This is a genomic window from Microbacterium sp. 1262, assembly GCF_040544895.1.
Taxonomy (GTDB): Bacteria; Actinomycetota; Actinomycetes; order Actinomycetales; family Microbacteriaceae; genus Microbacterium; species Microbacterium plantarum.
Genome location: NZ_JBEPKU010000001.1, coordinates 314,730 through 330,012, shown reverse-complemented (window position 1 = coordinate 330,012; position 15,283 = coordinate 314,730). Strand labels below are relative to the sequence as shown.

General features: G+C 70.2%; 16 protein-coding genes. 7 read left to right on the top strand and 9 right to left on the bottom strand.

Going from position 1 to position 15,283, the window contains the following annotated elements; genetic code table 11:
• Positions 1–6: 6 nt before the first annotated feature.
• The gene (locus tag ABIC53_RS01505; RefSeq protein ID WP_112617327.1) at positions 7–255 is read right to left on the bottom strand and encodes a zf-HC2 domain-containing protein; all 249 of its coding nucleotides are present in this window, start codon (positions 253–255) and stop codon (positions 7–9) included.
• Positions 252–905 carry a sigma-70 family RNA polymerase sigma factor gene (locus tag ABIC53_RS01500; protein WP_378719613.1) on the bottom strand — a complete coding sequence of 218 codons (654 nt, stop codon included), beginning with the start codon at positions 903–905 and terminating at the stop codon, positions 252–254. Before ABIC53_RS01500 ends, ABIC53_RS01505 begins: the two co-directional genes overlap by 4 nt.
• A 66-nt stretch (positions 906–971) precedes the next feature.
• On the opposite strand from ABIC53_RS01500, the gene aroA reads away from it, so the two are divergent.
• Genes aroA through bcp form a run of 3 tightly spaced genes read left to right on the top strand, consistent with a single transcriptional unit; the run spans position 972 to position 3,855 of the window.
• A complete protein-coding gene (gene aroA / locus ABIC53_RS01495; RefSeq protein ID WP_274178849.1) occupies positions 972–2,315 on the top strand; it encodes a 3-phosphoshikimate 1-carboxyvinyltransferase in 1,344 nt (447 codons plus the stop codon).
• Positions 2,312–3,391 (top strand): ribosome small subunit-dependent GTPase A, encoded by a 1,080-nt coding sequence (gene rsgA, locus ABIC53_RS01490; RefSeq protein ID WP_282501341.1) that lies wholly within the window; start codon positions 2,312–2,314, stop codon positions 3,389–3,391. The genes aroA and rsgA overlap by 4 nt, the downstream gene beginning before the upstream one ends.
• On the top strand, positions 3,388–3,855 hold the full coding sequence (gene bcp / locus ABIC53_RS01485) for a thioredoxin-dependent thiol peroxidase (protein WP_282501342.1): 468 nt from the start codon (positions 3,388–3,390) through the stop codon (positions 3,853–3,855). The genes rsgA and bcp overlap by 4 nt, the downstream gene beginning before the upstream one ends.
• A 13-nt stretch (positions 3,856–3,868) precedes the next feature.
• Here the strand turns inward: bcp and ABIC53_RS01480 are convergent, their stop codons facing one another.
• Positions 3,869–4,255, bottom strand: coding sequence for a histidine kinase (locus ABIC53_RS01480; protein WP_282501343.1), 387 nt, complete (start codon positions 4,253–4,255; stop codon positions 3,869–3,871).
• A gap of 221 nt (positions 4,256–4,476) precedes the next feature.
• Here ABIC53_RS01480 and ABIC53_RS01475 point away from each other — a divergent pair, with 221 nt between their 5' ends.
• Entirely contained in the window at positions 4,477–4,725 is a 249-nt protein-coding gene (locus ABIC53_RS01475) for a WhiB family transcriptional regulator (protein ID WP_023955350.1), read from the top strand.
• Positions 4,726–4,795: 70 nt separating this feature from the next.
• Here the strand turns inward: ABIC53_RS01475 and ABIC53_RS01470 are convergent, their stop codons facing one another.
• Genes ABIC53_RS01470 through ABIC53_RS01460 form a run of 3 tightly spaced genes read right to left on the bottom strand, consistent with a single transcriptional unit; the run spans position 4,796 to position 8,184 of the window.
• Positions 4,796–6,289, bottom strand: coding sequence for a sensor histidine kinase (locus tag ABIC53_RS01470; protein WP_112617585.1), 1,494 nt, complete (start codon positions 6,287–6,289; stop codon positions 4,796–4,798).
• A 9-nt stretch (positions 6,290–6,298) separates the two neighbouring features.
• Positions 6,299–7,558 (bottom strand): CpaE/TadZ family protein, encoded by a 1,260-nt coding sequence (locus tag ABIC53_RS01465; protein WP_354450071.1) that lies wholly within the window; start codon positions 7,556–7,558, stop codon positions 6,299–6,301.
• Positions 7,558–8,184 carry an SAF domain-containing protein gene (locus ABIC53_RS01460; protein WP_354450069.1) on the bottom strand — a complete coding sequence of 209 codons (627 nt, stop codon included), beginning with the start codon at positions 8,182–8,184 and terminating at the stop codon, positions 7,558–7,560. Before ABIC53_RS01460 ends, ABIC53_RS01465 begins: the two co-directional genes overlap by 1 nt.
• Before the next feature lie 98 nt (positions 8,185–8,282).
• On the opposite strand from ABIC53_RS01460, the gene ABIC53_RS01455 reads away from it, so the two are divergent.
• A complete protein-coding gene (locus tag ABIC53_RS01455; protein ID WP_112617334.1) occupies positions 8,283–8,555 on the top strand; it encodes a helix-turn-helix domain-containing protein in 273 nt (90 codons plus the stop codon).
• A 4-nt stretch (positions 8,556–8,559) separates the two neighbouring features.
• Here the strand turns inward: ABIC53_RS01455 and ABIC53_RS01450 are convergent, their stop codons facing one another.
• Positions 8,560–9,141, bottom strand: coding sequence for a hypothetical protein (locus tag ABIC53_RS01450; RefSeq protein ID WP_274178854.1), 582 nt, complete (start codon positions 9,139–9,141; stop codon positions 8,560–8,562).
• A gap of 141 nt (positions 9,142–9,282) precedes the next feature.
• Here ABIC53_RS01450 and ABIC53_RS01445 point away from each other — a divergent pair, with 141 nt between their 5' ends.
• A complete protein-coding gene (locus ABIC53_RS01445) occupies positions 9,283–9,714 on the top strand; it encodes an Rv3235 family protein (protein ID WP_274179036.1) in 432 nt (143 codons plus the stop codon).
• A gap of 4 nt (positions 9,715–9,718) precedes the next feature.
• Here ABIC53_RS01445 and ABIC53_RS01440 read toward each other — a convergent pair whose 3' ends face one another.
• The gene (locus ABIC53_RS01440) at positions 9,719–10,942 is read right to left on the bottom strand and encodes a pyridoxal phosphate-dependent aminotransferase (RefSeq protein ID WP_269267808.1); all 1,224 of its coding nucleotides are present in this window, start codon (positions 10,940–10,942) and stop codon (positions 9,719–9,721) included.
• A gap of 60 nt (positions 10,943–11,002) precedes the next feature.
• Positions 11,003–13,792: a preprotein translocase subunit SecA gene (gene secA / locus ABIC53_RS01435; protein WP_112617338.1), complete on the bottom strand. Its 2,790-nt coding sequence runs from the start codon at positions 13,790–13,792 to the stop codon at positions 11,003–11,005.
• Between the two features lie 160 nt (positions 13,793–13,952).
• Between secA and ABIC53_RS01430 the strand changes: the two genes are divergently transcribed.
• Positions 13,953–15,278, top strand: a complete 1,326-nt coding sequence (locus ABIC53_RS01430) for a hypothetical protein (RefSeq protein ID WP_274178857.1) — start codon at positions 13,953–13,955, stop codon at positions 15,276–15,278.
• Positions 15,279–15,283: the final 5 nt, after the last annotated feature.

The window sequence follows — 15,283 nt, the reverse complement described above, 5'->3', positions numbered from 1 at the left end:
GCGCGCTCACGCGTGAGCGGCCTCCTGGGCCTCCCGCAGACGCGCCAGAACCTGGTCGCGCAGCTCCTCGGGTGCCGATTCCCGGCACGCTCGGGCGACGACCTCGGTGAGGGTGCGCGACACCAGGGCCTCGTCGCGACAAGCCGGGCATGACTCGAGGTGCTCCCGGATGTCGGCGTGCTCGGTCTTGCAGACCTCGTTGCGCAGGTACTCTTCCAGATCGCGTCGCGCCTTCTCGCAGCCGCAGTCACTCATTTCTTGCTCCTCGTGGGGGGCATCTCGATGCCCCGCTCCTTCGCATAGTCGGCCAGCAGGTCACGCAACAGGCGTCTGCCACGGTGCAGACGGCTCATGACCGTGCCGATCGGGGTTTTCATGATGTCGGCGATTTCCTGGTAGGCGAAGCCCTCGACGTCCGCGAGGTACACCGCCAACCGGAAATCCTCGGGGATCGACTGCAGCGCGTCCTTGACCGCGGACGCCGGCATGTGGTCGATCGCTTCAGCCTCGGCGGAGCGGCTCCGGGATGCGGTGGTGGATTCCGCTCCTCCCAGCTGCCAGTCCTCGAGGTCGTCAATGGTGCCCTGGTAGGGCTCCCGCTGCTTCTTGCGGTAGGTGTTGATGTAGGTGTTGGTCAGGATCCGGTACAGCCACGCCTTGAGGTTGGTCCCCTGCGTGAAGGACGACCACGAGGCGAACGCCTTGACGAACGTCTCCTGCACGAGGTCCGCTGCGTCAGCGGGATTGCGGGTCATCCGCATGGCGGCGGCGTAAAGCTGGTCCATGAACGGGAGCGCCTGCTCCTCGAACTGGGCGCTCGGATCGGTGACCGCTTGCTCTTCCATCAGCGGCCAGTCTACGTGGGCGTCCCACGGCGCGACCGCAGGATCGGCGAGTGCGATCATGGGCTCCTCTCACTCGGTGGGACCAACGACCTCGACAGCACGAGGGCGTTCGATACTGTGAAACCCATGACCACCGCCGCGTATTCCCCCCGCACCGCCGACGTCGGCGCGCCGTGGCGCGCGCCCGTCGCTGAGAGCCCCGTCCGGGCCGAGGTCGCCGTGCCCGGCTCCAAGTCGCTCACCAACCGCGAGCTCGTGCTGTCGGCCCTCGCCGAGACTCCCTCGCGCCTGATCGCGCCGCTGCATTCGGACGACTCCGCGCGCATGATCGACGCGCTGCGAGCTCTCGGCGCCCAGATCGAAGCCGTGCCCGGCGAGGGCCGTTTCGGCCCCGACCTCGTCGTGACGCCGCTCGGGGCGGAACCGGCCGATGCCGTGGTCGACTGCGGGCAAGCCGGCACCGTCATGCGCTTCGTCACTCCCCTCGCCGGACTCGCGCGCGGCGAGGTCACCGTCACGGCCCACGAGAGCGCCCTGCACCGGCCCATGGCGGAGATGATCCGGAGCCTCCGCGAGCTCGGCGTCGACATCGACGACGGCGGCCGGTGGACGCTGCCGTTCCTCGTGCACGGGCACGGCCACGTTCGCGGCGGCGAGGTCACGATCGACGCGAGCGCCTCGAGCCAGTTCGTGTCGGGGCTCCTGCTGGCGGCGCCCCGGTTCGATGTCGGGCTCCGCCTCGTGCACGACGGTCACCGCCTGCCGAGCCTGCCGCACATCGACATGACGGTCGAGGCCCTCGGCCACCGTGGCGTGAACGTCGAGCGTCCGAGCGACCGCGAGTGGCTCGTCCCCGCCGGTCCGCTCCGCGGCAAAGAGCTCACGATCGAGCCCGACCTGTCCAACGCGGCCCCCTTCCTGGCCGCGGCCGCGCTGACGGGCGGGCGGGTGACGATCCCGCACTGGCCCGTGCACTCGACCCAGCCGGGTGCGCTGCTCGTCGACATCCTGACCGAGATGGGCGCCCGCGTGACGCGACGCAGCGGTGTTCTCGCGGTCTCCGGCACCGGCGAGCTGCGCGGCGTCGACCTCGACCTGTCGGCGGCGAGCGAGCTGACCCCGTCGCTCTTCGCGCTCGCGGCGTTCGCCGACTCGCCGAGCACACTGCACGGCATCGGCCACATCCGCGGCCATGAGACCGACCGCATCGCCGCTCTCGTGGGCAACCTCCGAGCGCTCGGCGGCTCGGCCGAAGAGCTCGAGGACGGCATCCGCATCACGCCCACGCCGCTGCGCGGCGGGCTCTGGCGGGCGCACCACGACCACCGGATGGCCACGGCGGGGGCGATCATCGGCCTGCGCGTCCCGGGCGTCGAGGTCGACGACATCGGCACGACCGCGAAGACGATGCCCGAGTTCCCCCAGTTGTGGGCAGAGATGCTCGGATCCGACGCGCAGGTCGCCGGGTGAGCTGGCTCGGCGGCGACGACGACCTCGACGAGGAGTACGACGAGTCCGACATCCCGATGCGTCCGAACCCGAAGGCGAATCGGCCGCGCACCAAGCGACGACCCGCCCACAGCGACGCCCAGGTGGCGCGCGTGGTGGGTGTCGACCGCGGCCGCTACACCGTGCTCATCGACGAGGACGGCGACGACGAGCACACCACGCTCGCGGTGCGCGCTCGCGAGCTGCGGAAGCAGCCCATCGTCAGCGGCGACCGGGCACGCGTGGTCGGCGACGTGTCGGGAGACGAAGGCACTCTCGGACGCATCGTCGGCATCGAACCACGCACGACGCTGCTTCGCCGCAGCGCCGACGACACCGACCAGGTGGAGCGGATCGTCGTGGCCAACGCCGATCAGATGGTCATCGTCGTCGCCGCAGCCGACCCTGAGCCCCGCCCGCGCCTGGTCGACCGCTACCTCATCGCGGCGCTCGACGCCGGCATCCATCCCCTGCTCGTGGTGACCAAGACCGATCTCGCCGACCCGGCCGCGTTCCTCGCGCATTTCGAGGGGGTCGACGACCTCGAAGTGCTCACGAGCGGGCGGGGACGGATGCCGGTCGACGAGCTCGGCGCGAAGCTCGTGGGCCACGCCACGGTGTTCGTCGGTCACTCCGGCGTCGGCAAGTCCACCCTCGTGAACGCCCTGGTGCCGACAGCCGCGCGGGCGACCGGACACGTCAACGAAGTCACCGGTCGAGGTCGCCACACGTCGAGCTCGACGGTATCGCTTCGTTATCTCGGCCCCGAGGGGCGCGGTTGGGTCATCGACACGCCCGGGGTCCGCTCGTTCGGCCTCGGGCACGTCGACCCCGCCAACATCCTCGCCGCGTTCACCGACCTCGCCGCTGTCGCCGAGGAGTGCCCGCGGGGCTGCACGCATCTTCCCGATGCGCCCGACTGCGCGATCGTCGAGGCCGTCGCGCAGGGCCGGCTGGGAGAACGTGGCCCGGCGCGACTCGACTCGCTTCAGCGCCTGCTCGGCACCTTCTCGGCCGGGGTCGACCCGGCGGTTCGCCGTTCTAGGCTGGAATCATGACGCGTCTGCAACCGGGCGACCTCGCCCCCGAATTCTCCCTCGACGACCAGGACGGCTCGACGCTCTCGCTGTCGGACCTGCGCGGACGGCGCACGGTCGTGTTCTTCTACCCGGCGGCCATGACTCCCGGCTGCACGCGGGAAGCCTGCGATTTCCGCGACAGCGTCGAGTCGCTGCGCGCAGCGGGCATCGAGGTCATCGGAATCTCGCGCGATGACGAGGCGAAGCTGCGCCGTTTCCGCGAGCAGGAGCAGCTCACCTATCCGCTTCTCAGCGATCCCGACCACGCCGTGCACGAGACGTACGGCGCATGGGGCGAGAAGATGAACTACGGCAAGACCGTCGAAGGCGTCATCCGATCCACCTTCGTCATCGACGCCGACGGCCGGATCGAGCACGCGCTCTACAACGTCAAGGCGACGGGTCACGTCGCGCGAGTCCGCGCGCTGCTCGGTCTCGACTGAGGGCCTCGACGACTCAGGCGTCGCCGCGGCCGCGTGCTGCACGCCGGGTCGCGGCCACCAGCAGCACGAAGCCGACCACGCCCGGCACCGCGATGAGCACAGCGGTGCCGGCGTCGGCGTACTGACCCGTGGCAGCGCCGAGGGCGACCGCCAGGATCAGAAGCTGCGCGACGATGCCGCCCGAACGGCCCCACGACACCCGGCGCCAGACCGACACGGCGAATGCTGCGAGGGCCACGGCACCGATGGCGGTCAACACGATGAGGGCGACGGAGCTGGGAACGTCGATGGTGTCGCCGCCGACCAGCGCGACGATCTCCCAGCCGACGACCGCGAGCAACGCGATGGCTTCTGCGGCGAGCACGGCTCCCGCGAGACGTTCGACAGCAGTGGGGGCCATGGCATCCGACCTTCGATCAGAGCCGCGCGATACCGGTATTCACGGCCCGGCGGCGAGCAAATCCGCAGTTCACCCTTGATTCATCTGTCCGGGCTATGGGACGATAGATCAAGCCGTGTGCTCCCACAGCGAAGTGGGGCGAGCATCCGCTCGCACACTTAACCAGGGTACCGGACTACCCGAGTCCGGCCCGACAGAATCACCACCCCAAGGAGCACCACATGGATTGGCGCGACAAGTCTGCCTGCCTGACCGTCGACCCCGAACTCTTCTTCCCCGTGGGCAACACGGGCCCCGCCGTCGACCAGATCGAGAAGGCGAAGGCCGTCTGCGCCCGCTGCACCGTGACGGAGATCTGCCTGCAGTACGCCCTCGAGACCGGCCAGGACTCGGGCGTCTGGGGCGGCCTGTCCGAGGACGAGCGTCGCGCACTGAAGCGCCGCGCTGCACGCGCTCGCCGCGCGTCCTGACCCGCTCCCCGACCCCGCTGCCGACACGTCGGCGCGGGGTCCGCGCGTTGACGGGGACCCCGCGACGCGCTCAGCCCGCGTCGCGCTCGATGTAGCGCAGCGGGATCTCGATGGTCACCTCGGTTCCGCTGCCGACGAGCGTGTGCCAGTCGATCGTGCCGCTGAGCTCGCCCTGGATCAGAGTGCGGACGATCTGCGTGCCGAGGCCGCGCCCGACCTGCCCCTCCGGCAAGCCGCTGCCGGAATCGCGCACCTTCACCTCGAGGCGCTCCGCGGAACGCTCCGCGACGATCTCGACATCGCCCTCCGTGCCCGCCAGCCCGTGCTCGACGGCATTCGTGACGAGTTCGGTGAGCGCGAGCGCGAGCGGCGTCGCGTACTCGCTCGGCAGGGTGCCGAAGCGCCCCGACGACCGCGTGCGAGCGCGGGTGTTCGGCGCGGCCGCCACCTCGGCGACGAGCTTGAGGACGCGCGCGAACACCTCGTCGAAGTCGACGTTCTGTGCCAGCCCCTCCGACAGGGTGTCGTGCACCACCGCGATCGCCGACACCCGGCGCATCGCCTGGGTGAGAGCGTCACGCGCCTCCTCGGAGTGCGTCCGGCGGGCCTGGATACGCAGCAGCGAGGCGACGGTCTGCAGGTTGTTCTTCACGCGATGGTGGATCTCACGGATCGTCGCGTCCTTCGTGATGAGCTCCTGCTCCTGGTGCCGGATCTCACTCACGTCGCGGCATAGGACGATCGCGCCGATGCGGGTGCCGTGGTCGCGCAGCGGGATGGTGCGCAGCGACACCGTGACGCCGCGGGCCTCGATGTCGGCGCGCCAGGGTGCACGGCCGGCCATCACGATCGGCAGCGACTCGTCGAACTCGCGCTTGCTGGGAAGGATCGCCGTTGCCACCTCGATCAGAGGCTCGCCCTCGAGCTCGTCCTCGAAGCCCAACCGGTTGAAGGCCGAGAGAGCGTTCGGGCTGGCGAAGGTGGTCATGCCGTCGACATCGAGCCGGATGAGCCCGTCGGATGCGCGCGGAGCGCCGCGACGCGGAGCCGTCGGGGCGTTCAGATCGGGGAAGTCGGACGAGGCGACCATCCCGAACAGGTCGTCGGCGCAGTCGTTGAACGTGATCTGCTGACGCGAGGGAGTCCGTGCCTCGCCGAGGTTCGTGTGTCGTGTGAGGACACCGACCACGTGCGCGGCGCGCCCCTCGGTCGCCCGTTCCCGGACGATCGGCACCGCGCGCACGCGGGTGGGCGTCTCCTCGAACCAGTCGGGCGAGGCCGAGTCGACGATGCGCGCCTGGGTGAAGGCATCCTTCACCTGCGTGCGCCACTGCGGGCGCACCCGATCGCCGACGATGTCGCGATAGAAGAGGGTCGCGGCTCCCCCGGGCCGGGTGTGCGCGACGGCGATGAACGAGTCGTCCGCGGTAGGCACCCAGATGACGATGTCGGCGAAGGCGAGATCGGCCAGCAGCTGACCGTCACCGGCGAGGCGGTGGAGCCACTCGACGTCGGCGTCGGTGGACAGTCCTTGAGCATGGACGAGATCGCTGAGGGTCGACACCATCCCAGACTAGGGGGCCGATCCCGCCGACGCGGCGTGCGCCGTCACACGATGGCGGCGCGACGCCGCGACCGCGCGCATCGGGGGCGAGATCGCTTCGCCGACGAGTCGGCGGACGGCTGCCGGGATGGGGCCCCGACCGTTTCCTTCGCCGACGGGCCGGGCCCCCAACAGAGCCGCATCGGTGGCGCGCGGGTCCCACGGGACGAACCAGCATCGCTCGATCCCGGCGTACCGCTCGAAGCTGCGGCGGATCTGGCCTCGTGGATCGATCCCGAGCGGGCCGCCCCGGAGCTTGTTGACGACGACGTGGACGGGCACGGCCCCGACGGTCGCGCGCAGCTCGGGGTAAGCCCGCAGGAACCGCGAGAGCCCCACGGGGTCGGCGGCAGCGACCGCGACGACCAGGTCGGCCGACTCGAGCGCGGCGAGGGTCGCGGCATTGCGCCGGGGCCCGTCGAGATCGCTGACGATCGCCTCATCCCGTTCGAGCGATGCCGAGACGTCGACGACGACATCGTCGACCCAGTCACGACAGGTCTCGAGGACGCGCGTGACACGCTCGAACCCGAGTTCCGGCCAGCGCGCCGGCCGGTTGATGCCGACGAGGACATCGACGGCGCCCGCAGGCTCCGCGATGCGAGCCAGTTCCGCCGGTGTCAGTTCGCCGCGCGACGCACGTCGGCACGCGCCGGCCAGGCCCGGCCCCTCGTCGGGAACGCCCAGCGCGACGGCGACGGCGGGCGCGTGTGCGTCCGCGTCCGCGAGCGCGACGCTGCGCCCATCGCGCGCCGTCTCGCGAGCGATCTCGATCGACATCGTCGTGCGACCGGGCGCGCCCGAGGCGCCCCACACGACGATCACCCTCCCGCGCGACCGAACGGGCGGGGTCGATGCGGGAACGGCGGTGACGGCGTCCAAGGCATCAGTGGTCGAATCGACGACCGCGACCCCGAGGATCTCGGCCGCTCGATGCTCGGCCGCGCCCCGGCTCCACGCGACGATCCTGGTCGCGGTGCGGTCGCACAACTCGACGACGTCGCGCGTGAGCCACGAACGGGATGCTGCGAGAAGGAGCACGTCCGCGCCTGCGATCACGGCAGCGGTACCGGATAGCTCGCGCGCCTGTGGAGCGGACCATGCGAAGGTCGCGTCGTGCGCTGCCGCGGCCACATCCTCGGGCGCGAGCGCGGTTACCTCGGTGAAACCTCCGGCGCGCAGTCGCTCGGTGAACGGCGCGGCATCGGGAATCGCCACGACGATACGCATCAGCGCGTCCCGCCCGCGGCCGGGATCACCGACACCGCGTCACCGGCCGCGACAGCGGCGAGCGCGGCCGAGACGTCCGTGCGCGCCACCACCAGCTCGACAGCGGCGGATCGTTGCTGTGCCATGAGCCCGTCGCCGGCCTGCACGGCGCGCACCGTGGCTTCTCGGACGAGGATGCGCGGCTCGCCGAAGACCCCTCGCTCGCGCTGCGGCGCACTCCACACCTCGACGCGGGTCCCCGGCGACACGGAGCCGGGCACGGCACCGGCTGTCTGCACGACGACGGTCGTCACCTCGACGTTGTCCGGTGATGCGACTGCGGCGCGCGGCACGAACTCGCCGGCGGGGATCGTCCGCGTCGCGACACCGCCCGGCTCGAGCGCACCCGGTGCGGCATAGATGTCGTCAGCCGATCCGAGCGCCACCTCCACGACGCGCAGATCGGCAGCCTCGACGGTCTCGCCGACGACGATGGTCCGCGCCGCGGTCAGGACCGCCGACGTCTGCCGCGCCGCTGACACCGCGGCCCAGACCCCCGCGACGGAGATCGACACGAGGACGACGCCGATGATGACGCGTGCGTCGGCGCGACGGATGCGGTTACGGAACGAGGTTCGTGCGACCATGCCACCATCGTGGGCGAGGCGGTGCCACGGCCGTGCTGGTTGTCCACAGGGCTGTCAAGAGCCGAGCGGGCGAACATTCGCCCGCGGATAATGGGACCATGCCCGCCACGCCCGACAGCGCGCGCTTCCTGACGCCTTCCCAGGTCGCGGAGATGCTGCAGATCGAGGTCGACGAAGTGGTCGCGCTCGCCGTCGAGGGGCGTCTCGTCGGAGCGAAGGTCGGAACACCGCCCCGCTGGCGGATCGAGTCGTCCAGCGTCGAGGATTACCTCGACGCGCAAGTCGAGGACGCCCGCCGCGCCGCCCTGTGGCAGCAGTCGCAGGTCGCCAGCTTCCCCGAGCTGTGGGGGCGGCGGAACCGCAGCGACTGACTTCTCAGCCGTGGCCGCTCTGCAGGTGCAGGACCCGCAGAGCCGAATAGGCGATCATCCGGTGCCCCGTGACAGCGCTCGGTCGCCGCGGCTCAGCTGCGTCGTGCAGCGCGAGATCGAGGTGGTCGGCGCCTGCGCGATCGATCGTCCCCGCCCAGGTCTTTCCGCCCGCGACCACGATGTGCACGGGGACGCGACGGCGCGCCAGGTCACGCAGCACGAACCCGAGCGTCATCCGTTCCGACAGCGCCGAGCCGCGTCCCGCGGGACGCGCGCTGCGGAGCAGATCAGGTTCCGCGAGGACGACCGACGACGCAGCGGCGAAGGGCACGACGGCGGCACCGGGGCCGTCCGCGCGGTCCAGGCCCACCCAGTCGGCTCCCACCCCCGTCAGGCGGCCGCGGATCGGATCACCGGCGGCCACATCGACGGTCACCTCTGCGCCGATCGATTCCTGAAGCCGCTCGCGCAGAGTCAGCCGCGAGAGTCGCAACCGCTCGGCCTCGGTGTCGAGCGCCGCTCGCTCGGCCTCCCACTCGGAGTCGAGCTGGTGTTCGAGATCCTCGAAGAACCGCCGCCATCGCACCCCGTGAGGCTAGCGGTGACGCGGCGCACCCCGAGGGCGCTTTCCACAGGTTGGAGGATTCTCATCCGGCCAGATTCGGCGGTGTGCTGTACTCGTCGGCGTTGACACAGCCGATGGAAGGAGGAGCGTGCGATGACGTCGATGAGCGCGAACCAACCCCGCCGGTACCCCCGCATCGGGTCCTCGCTCGACGTCGCCGAGTACTTCGCAGCGCAGCCGACGTCGACGGCAGATCTGCCCGATCCCGAGCCGCTGATCCGCAACCTGACCCGCGGGGTCCTCGAGGTGCTGGCGGGAGTGCGCGAGGTCGAGCAGCTCGCTCGATGGCTGAGCGAGGATGCTTTCCGCGTTCTCGTCACGCGCGCGAATCTCGCGGCGCGTGCACGCAGTGCCCGACAGGTGACGCCGGCGCGGCCCGTCCACTCGATCGTCTCGGTCCGCACGTGCGAGCCGGCGGACGGCGTCGTCGAGGGCACGGTGGTCGTCACCACTCCGCATCGGACGCGGGCCGTCGCGCTCCGGCTCGAAGGCCTCGACGGGCGGTGGCGCGCGACGTCGCTCGCCCTGCTGTGACGGGCTACTGCTTGTAAGACGAGAGGAAGTTCCCCAGCCGCTCGATCGCCTCGGTCAGCACGCGCGCCTCGGGCAGCGTGACGATGCGCAGGTGATCCGGATCGGGCCAGTTGAAGCCGGTTCCCTGCACCAGCAGCACGTGTTCCGCGACGAGGAAGTCGTAGACGAGCTTGCCGTCGTCATGGATGTCGTAGACCTCGGGGTCGAGGCGCGGGAAGGCGTACAGCGCACCCTCGGGCTTGTGACAGGTCACGCCGGGGATGCTCTCGAGACCCTGCCATGCGGCATCCCGCTGCTCGTGCAACCGCCCCGACGGGGCGATGAGCGCCTCGATCGACTGCACGCCCGACAGCGCCGCCTGCACCGCGAACTGCGCCGGCACGTTCGGGCACAGCCGCGTGGATGCGAGCAGCTGGATGCCCTCGAGGAAGCCCTTCGCGTGCGCCTTCGGCCCGGTGATGACGAGCCAGCCCGACCGGTATCCGGCGACGCGGTACGTCTTGGAGAGGCCGTTGAAGGTCAGGCAGAGGAGATCGGGAGCGAGCGTCGCCAGCGGGATGTGGGTCGCCTCGTCGTAGAGGATCCGGTCGTAGATCTCGTCCGAGAGCAGAAGGAGCGAGTTCTCACGGGCGATCTGCACGATGCCTTCGAGTACCTCGCGGCTGTAGACCGCACCCGTGGGGTTGTTCGGGTTGATGACGACGATCGCCTTCGTCTGCGGGGTCACCTTCGAGCGGATGTCGTCGAGGTCGGGCTCCCAGCCCTGTGTCGCGTCGCACAGGTAGTGCACGGGCTTGCCGCCGCCGAGGCTCGTCATGGCGGTCCACAGCGGATAGTCGGGCGCTGGGATCAGCACCTCGTCGCCCTCGTCGAGGAGAGCCTGCATCGTCATCGTGATGAGCTCGGAGACACCGTTCCCGAGGTAGACATCGTCGGGATCGACGTGCGGGAACCCGGGAACCTCCTCGTACCGCGAGACGACGGCCCGCCGCGCGGAGAGGATGCCGCGGCTGTCGCTGTAGCCGTGCGCGTTGGGCACCGACTCGATCATGTCGCGGACGATCTGGAAGGGGGCCTCGAACCCGAAGATGGCGGGGTTACCGGTGTTGAGCTTGAGCACCCTGTGGCCGTCGGCCTCCAGTCGGTCGGCCTCGGCCAGGGCGCTGCCGCGAATCTCGTACAGGACGTCCTTGAGCTTCGATGACTGATCGAGGATTCGGCGGTTCATCCGATCAGGATATCCGGGGGTCGAGCGGGCCGATCGACGATGCGTGGCCCGCTCGCCGGATCACTTCTTCTTGCCTGCGGCGCGTCGTGCGGCGCGGTTGCCCGCGTCGCCGGCGTCCTCGGCCGTGCCTGTCTTCTGGCCGAACGCGCCGCGCGGTGCGTCGGCGGGCGCCTCCTGCTCCGCGGCGTGCTGACGGGCCTTCGCCGTGGCGCTCTTCTGCACCTGACCGCGGTCGTTGCGTACCTCGACCTCGCCCGATCCGGTGTCGCTCGGGGCGGAGTATTCGAGCTTCTGCGTCTCGACGGGCGTCGGGGTGAGCCCCTTGGCGTCGACCTCGCCGCTCTCGGCGGAGCGCACCTCGACCTCGAGGTTGTAGAGGAAGCCGACCGACTCCTCCTTGATCTGGCTCATCATCGACTGGAACATCTCGTAGCCTTCGCGCTGATACTCGATGAGCGGGTCGCGCTGAGCCATGGCCCGCAGGCCGATGCCGTCCTTGAGGTAGTCCATCTCGTAGAGGTGGTCGCGCCAGCGGCGGTCGAGCACCTGCAGCACGACGCGCCGCTCGAGCTCACGCATAGCGGGTTCGCCGAGCGCCTCCTCGCGGTTCTGGTAGGCGATCTTCGCGTCGGAGAGCAGCTCGCGCTTGAGCACCTCGGCGGTGATCCGCCCCTTGTTCCCCGCTTCCGCGACGACCTCGTCGATCGTGACACCCACGGGGTAGAGCGTCTTCAGCTCGGTCCACAGAGCGTCGAAGTCCCAGCTCTCGGTGTGGCCCGACGATGTGTGGTCGTCGATGACGGCACTGATGGCGTCTTCGATGAAGTGCTGCACGCGCTCCGACAGGTCGTCGCCGTGGAGCACCTGGCGGCGGTCGGCGTAGATCGCCTCACGCTGACGGTTGAGGACGTCGTCGTACTTGAGGACGTTCTTGCGGATCTCGGCGTTGCGCGCCTCGACCTGCGCCTGCGCGCTCTTGATCGCCCGCGAGACCATCGACGACTCGATCGCGACGTCCTCGGGGAAATTCGTCCGCGCGAGGATCGCCTCGGCCGCGCCCGACTGGAACAGACGCATCAGGTCGTCCGTCAGCGACAGGTAGAACCGGCTCTCACCGGGGTCGCCCTGACGGCCCGAACGACCGCGCAGCTGGTTGTCGATGCGGCGCGACTCGTGACGCTCCGTGCCGAGGACGTACAGACCACCGGCTGCGACGACCTTCTCGGCCTCTTCGGCGACGGTCTCGCGGACCGACGCGAAGACCTCGTCCCACGCGGCCTCGTACTCCTCCGGGGTCTCGACGGGGTCGAGCCCGCGCGACTTCATCTCCTGGACGGCGAGGAACTCCGCGTTGCCGCCGAGCATGACGTCGGTACCGCGACCGGCCATGTTGGTCGCGACCGTGACGGCGCCCAGGCGGCCGGCGCGGGCGACGACCTCGGCCTCACGGGCGTGGTTCTTGGCGTTGAGGACCTCGTGCTTGACGCCCTTCTTCGCGAGCAGGCGCGAGAGGTACTCGCTCTTCTCGACGCTCGTCGTGCCCACGAGCACCGGCTGACCCGTCGCGTGACGCTCGACGATGTCCTCGACCACCTGCGCGAACTTCGCGGTCTCGTTCTTGTAGACGAGATCGGGCTGGTCCTTGCGGATCATCGGCTTGTTCGTCGGGATCGGGACGACGCCGAGCTTGTAGGTCGACATGAACTCGGCCGCCTCGGTCTCGGCGGTACCGGTCATGCCCGAGAGCTTGTCGTAGAGGCGGAAGTAGTTCTGCAGCGTGACGGTGGCCAGCGTCTGGTTCTCGGCCTTGACCGGAACGCCTTCCTTCGCCTCGATGGCCTGGTGGATGCCCTCGTTGTAGCGGCGGCCGACGAGGATACGGCCCGTGTGCTCGTCGACGATCATGACCTCGCCGTTCATCACGACGTAATCGGTGTCGCGCTTGAACAGGGCCCGCGCCTTGATCGAGTTGTTCAGGAACGAGATGAGCGGGGTGTTCGCCGACTCGTAGAGGTTGTCGATGCCGAGGTAGTCCTCGACCTTCTCGATACCGGGCTCGAGCACTCCGACGGTGCGCTTCTTCTCGTCGACCTCGTAGTCGACACCCGGTTCGAGGGTGAGGGCGACGCGCGCGAACTCCACGAACCAGCGGTTCGCCTCCCCCGACGACGGCCCCGAGATGATGAGCGGGGTCCGGGCCTCGTCGATGAGGATGGAGTCGACCTCGTCGACGACCGCGAAGAAGTGGCCGCGCTGCACGAGGTCTTCGCGGCGCCACGCCATGTTGTCGCGCAGGTAGTCGAACCCGAACTCGTTGTTGGTGCCGTACGTGATGTCGGCCGCGTACTGCTCACGTCGGACCTCGGGGGTCTGACCCGAGACGATCGTCCCCGTCGTCATGCCGAGCGCGCGATAGACGCGACCCATGAGCTCGGACTGGTACGAGGCGAGGAAGTCGTTGACGGTGATGACGTGGACGCCCTTGCCCGCGATGGCGTTCAGGTAGGCCGCGAAGGTGGCCGTCAGCGTCTTGCCCTCACCGGTCTTCATCTCGGCGATGTTCCCGAGGTGGAGGGCCGCACCGCCCATGACCTGCACGTCGTAGGGGCGCTGACCCAGCGTGCGCTTGGCGGCCTCGCGGACCGCGGCGAACGCCTCCGGCATCAGCCGGTCGAGCGTCTCGCCGGCCTCGTGACGCGTGCGGAGCTCGGCGGTCTCGTTCCGCAGCTCGTCGTCGGTGAGGCGGGCGTAGTCCTCTTCGAGCGCGCCCACGGCCTTGACGATCTGCTGCAGGCGGCGCAGCACACGGCCCTCACCGGCGCGGAGCAGTTTCTCGAGAGGGTTGGCCACAGCGGATCTCCATCTGTCGGGTGCGCCGACGCCACGTCGGCCGCGCCCGCGCGTACGCACGGGCATATGGAGCCATGTTATCGGCCCGTGACCTTGGCGTCGCCTGCGAGAGACGACGACATCCCCTCCTCCGCCGACCGCCGAGACCTAGGATCGGAACATGGCTGGATTCTGGGGCAGACGCAAGCGGGAACAGCAGGACGTCGCGGACGCGGACGCGAACCTGGCACGCGAGGCCGACATCGCCCTCGTCGGGGCGGACGAGCGCCTGCGCGTCACGAGCGACGAGATGGTCTTCGCCGAGGCCGAGCTCGGCGAGGAGGCCACGGCTCCTCTGCGCGAGGCCATCGCCGCCGTGCGCCACCACCTCGGTGAGGCGTTCCACCTCAAGCAGCTCAACCACGACGAGATCCCCGACACGCCGGAAGAGGTGCGCACGCGCAACGCGCGCATCGTCCAGCTGTGCGAGTGGGCTCAGGATCTGCTCGACGACCGTGTATCGGCCCTGTCGGAGGCGATCGAGCGCGCGCGGCGGGCGCCCGAGATCCTCGCCGGCATCCGCGCCGACGTCGCCACTCTGCGCGAGCGCATCGACCCCGCACGCGCCGTCATCGACCGGGTCTCGAGCCGCTATCACCCCGACGCGCTCAACCGGGTCAGCGGGAACGCGGACGAGGCCGCCGGACTCCTCGAGTTCGCCGAGCACGGGGCGGATGTCGCCGAGCGCCGGCGTGCTGCCGGCGAGCGCGGGCCGGCCAACATCGCGCTGGAGACGGCGACCGAAGCGGTGCGCCGCGCGCGCACGCTGCTCGACGCGGTCGACGACTTCGAGGTCGAAGCGCTGCGAGCGCAGTCGACGCTCGCCGATGTCGTGGCCGACTCGCGTGACGACCTCGTCGCCGCGCGGACGGCACCGCAGACCCCGGCGGTCACCACCGCGATGGCGGAGCTCCAGCAGGCGCTGACCCGCGTCAGCCCCGCCGGTTCGAAGGGCGACCCGTTCGCCGAGCTGTCGATGCTCCGCGAGAAGAACGCCGCGCTGGACGTCGCCGTCGACACCGCCCGCGAGCGGGCGGCCCGCCCGATCCCGCCCGAGAGCCACGTGCGACACGCCATCGACGACGCCGACCGACAGTTGTCCGTCGCGCGCAGCGTCATCGCCGGACACCGCGGCTGGATCGGTGCGGACGCGCGCACGCGACTGGCCGAGGCCGAGAGCCTGCGACTCGGGCTCGCCCCGGTCGGTCCGATCCCCGAGGACGATCGCGAGAAGGCGCTGGCCGACGCGCGGCGCTGCGCCGCTCTCGCCGGCGAAGCCCTGCAGCTCGCCCAGCGCGACATCGACGGCTCGCGCCCGAACGACGGCTGGGGCGGCCCCGGAGGATACGGCGGCGGCTGGGGCGGTCGCGGCAGCGGCGGCAACATGGTCGGCGGCATCCTGGGCGGTCTCGTGATCGGCAGCATGCTCGACGGCATGTTCGACTGACGGCC